Raw genomic sequence first — 3,141 nt, forward strand, 5'->3', positions numbered from 1 at the left:
CGCGCTAGTGGGCCGCCCCCGCGCGCCCGGTGTCGTGGTGGCGGCTCATCGGGATGATCAACGGGGTGCCGCTGACCGGGTCCGTCGTGACCTGGCAGCGCAGGTCGAAGATGTCCCGCACGGTCCGCGCGGTGATGACCTCGGCGGGCGCGCCCTCGGCGACGACACGGCCCGACTTCATGGCGATGACGTGGTCGGCGTACCGGCACGCCTGGTTGAGGTCGTGCAGGACCATCACGATCGTGCGGTTCTCGCGCCGGTTGAGGTCGGTGATCAGGTCGAGGACGTCGATCTGGTGCGCCAGGTCCAGGTAGGTCGTCGGCTCGTCGAGCAGGAGCACCTGGGTGCCCTGCGCGACGGCCATCGCGATCCACGCGCGCTGGCGCTGGCCGCCGGACAGCTCGTCGACCGCGCGCCCGGCCAGGTCGGTCATGCCGGTGGCGGCCAGCGCGCCGTGGACGGCCTGCTCGTCGGCCGCCGACCACTGCCGCCACCAGGTCTGGTGCGGCGAGCGGCCCCGCGTGACCAGGTCGATGACGGTCAGCCCCTCCGGCGCGACCGGTGACTGCGGCAGGATGCCCAGGCGCTGCGCCAGCTCCCTGGTCGGAATCGAGTGCAGCGCGCGGCCGTCCAGCTGGACGGCTCCCCGGCGCGGCGCCAGCAGCCGCGCCAGCGCCCGCAGCAGCGTGGACTTGCCGCAGGCGTTGGCGCCGACGATGGCGGTGACGCGCCCCGGCGGGACGACCAGGTCGAGGCCCTCGACGACCGGCCGGTCGTCGTAGGCCAGGTGCAGGTCGCTCGCCCGCAGGTCCGGGTGGATGGTCGACATGCGTTCAGCCTCCTGAGCCCGCGCGGTTGGCGCGGATGAGCAGCCAGAGCAGGATCGGCGCGCCCAGCACACCGGTGACGATTCCGACCGGCAGCTCCGTGGCGGGGAGCAGCTCGCGCGCGGCGAGGTCGGAGGAGAGCACGACCAGGGCCCCGGCCAGCCCCGAGGCCACCGGCGGCGGCCAGGCGGTGCCGGCGAGCCGCTGCGCGATCTGCGGCGCGGCCAGGGCCACGAAGGCGATCGGCCCGGCCGCCGCGGTGCCGAAGGCGACCAGCCCGACCCCCGTGAGCAGCAGCGTGAACCTGACCCGCTGCACCGGGGTGCCGAGGCCCGCGGCGACGTCGTCCCCGAGCTGGAGCGTCCGGTTCAGGCGGCCCAGCGTCAGCGCGAGCGGCACCAGCACCGCCATGGCCAGGGCGAGCGGGGTCACCTGGTCCCAGCCGCGGCCGTTGAGGTTGCCCACCAGCCAGCCGAGCGCGGCCTGCGCCTGGAACCGGCCGCCCTTGGCCACCAAGTAGTCGGTGGCGCTGGTGAAGATCCACGACAGCCCGATGCCGACCAGGATGATCCGGTAGCCGGTGGTGCCGCGGCTCCACGCCAGCAGGTAGACGAGCAGGCCGGTGACCAGCGCGCCGAGCAGCCCGAGCGCCTGCGGCCCGAGCCCGCCGTCCCACCCCAGCACGATGCCCGCGACGACGGCGGCGCCGGCGCCCTGGGTGAGCCCGATCATGTCCGGGCTGGCCAGCGGGTTGCGGGTCATGGTCTGGAAGATCGAGCCGGAGACGCCGAAGGCGATGCCGGTCAGCAGCCCGACCAGGGCGCGCGGCAGCCGCAGCTCGCGCACGACCAGCAGCGTCCCTGCGTCCCCCTGCCCGGCCAGCGCCCTGACGACCGAGGTGAGGCCGATCGGGTAGTCGCCGACCGAGACGCCCCAGCACAGGACCAGGAAGGTGGCGACGGCGAGCGCCACGCACACGGCGACCAGGCGAGGGCGCAGGAACCCGGAGACGGGCGGCACGGCCAGCCGGAACGGGCGGCGCGAGGTGACCGCGGCGGTGCCGGCCGGGGGAGCGGGGGTAGGGAAGGCCATGCTCAGACCTCCGCGAGCCGGCGCCGGCGGACCAGGGCGATGAAGAACGGGCCGCCGATGAAGGCGATGAGGACGCCGGCCTGGATCTCGGTGGGCCGCGCGGCGACCCGTCCGACGATGTCGGCCGCCAGCACCAGGCAGGACGCGAGCACCGCCGACAGCGGCAGCAGCAGGCGGTGGTCGGGGCCGAACCCCGTGTGCTGGGCGAGGATCCGGGCGGCGTGCGGCACCACGAGCCCGACGAAGACCACCGGGCCGATGACCGCCACCGCCGCGCCCGTGAGCAGCGTGACGGCGACCGCCCCCTGAAGCCGGACCAGCCCGAGCCGCCTGCCCAGTGAGGCCGCCACGTCGTCGCCGAGTGCCAGGCTGTTGAGCGCGGGCGCGCAGGCCAGCGCCAGCGCCGTGCCGAGGGCGATGAACGGCAGGATGCGCAGCACGGTGTCACCGTCCTGGTCGGCGAGCGAGCCGGCCGACCAGAAGCGGTAGCGGTTCAGCGCGTCCGGGTCGGTCAGGACGACGGCGTTGGTGAGCGAGAACAGCAGCGAGCTCACGGCGACTCCGGACAGGGCGAGCTTGACCGGGGTCAGGCCCGAGCGTCCCAGCCCGCCGAGCAGGTACACCACGACGCTCGCGGCGAGCGCGCCCGCGAAGGCGAACCAGATGTATCCGTACAGCGACCCGACGCCGAGCACCGCGACCGACACCACGATCGCGAACGCGGCGCCGGCGCTGACGCCGAGCAGGCCGGGGTCGGCGAGCGGGTTGCGCGTCAGGGCCTGCATGAGTGCGCCGGACAGCCCGAGGGCCGCGCCCGCCGCCAGGCCCAGCGCGGTGCGGGGGACGCGCACCGACCAGACGACGTTGCCGGCCGTCTGGTCGGGCGCGTGCCCGAGCAGCGTCCGGACGACCTGGTCGAGGGGGAGGGCGCGGGCGCCCAGCGCGATCGAGAGCAGGCAGAGCGCGACCAGGACCGCGCCGAGCAGCGCCACAAGGACGGTGGGACGCCACCGGCGCGTCACCGGGCCGCTCTCACGTTCCGTCTTCCCCAACTTAGGTAAGGCATGCCTTAACTGTAGCCCCAGAGTTGGGCGGTTTCCTCTGGCGCTGATCTATCAACTTAGGTAATGCTTACCTTAGTATGACGCTCGCTTGAGGTCGCTTTGGCAGTTTTCGTCCGGTTTTGGAGGCTCGGTCACCTGTGTCGGCTACTGACGAAGTG

3 protein-coding genes are annotated in these 3,141 nt (G+C 73.8%); all 3 read right to left on the bottom strand.

The features are described 5' to 3' along the window. Window positions 1–4: 4 nt before the first annotated feature. Genes ABZT47_RS26985 through ABZT47_RS26995 form a run of 3 tightly spaced genes read right to left on the bottom strand, consistent with a single transcriptional unit; the run spans window position 5 to window position 2,971 of the window. Complete coding sequence (locus tag ABZT47_RS26985) at window positions 5–829, bottom strand: ABC transporter ATP-binding protein (RefSeq protein WP_354847694.1); 825 nt, start codon at window positions 827–829, stop codon at window positions 5–7. 4 nt (window positions 830–833) lie between these two features. Further along, window positions 834–1,919 (bottom strand): iron chelate uptake ABC transporter family permease subunit, encoded by a 1,086-nt coding sequence (locus ABZT47_RS26990; protein WP_354847697.1) that lies wholly within the window; start codon window positions 1,917–1,919, stop codon window positions 834–836. 2 nt (window positions 1,920–1,921) lie between these two features. Beyond that, window positions 1,922–2,971, bottom strand: a complete 1,050-nt coding sequence (locus tag ABZT47_RS26995) for an iron ABC transporter permease (RefSeq protein WP_354847700.1) — start codon at window positions 2,969–2,971, stop codon at window positions 1,922–1,924. Between the last annotated feature and the right edge of the window lie 170 nt (window positions 2,972–3,141).

Origin of the sequence: Sphaerisporangium sp. NPDC005289, from assembly GCF_040607455.1 — a bacterium.
Classification (GTDB): Bacteria; Actinomycetota; Actinomycetes; order Streptosporangiales; family Streptosporangiaceae; genus Sphaerisporangium; species Sphaerisporangium rhizosphaerae.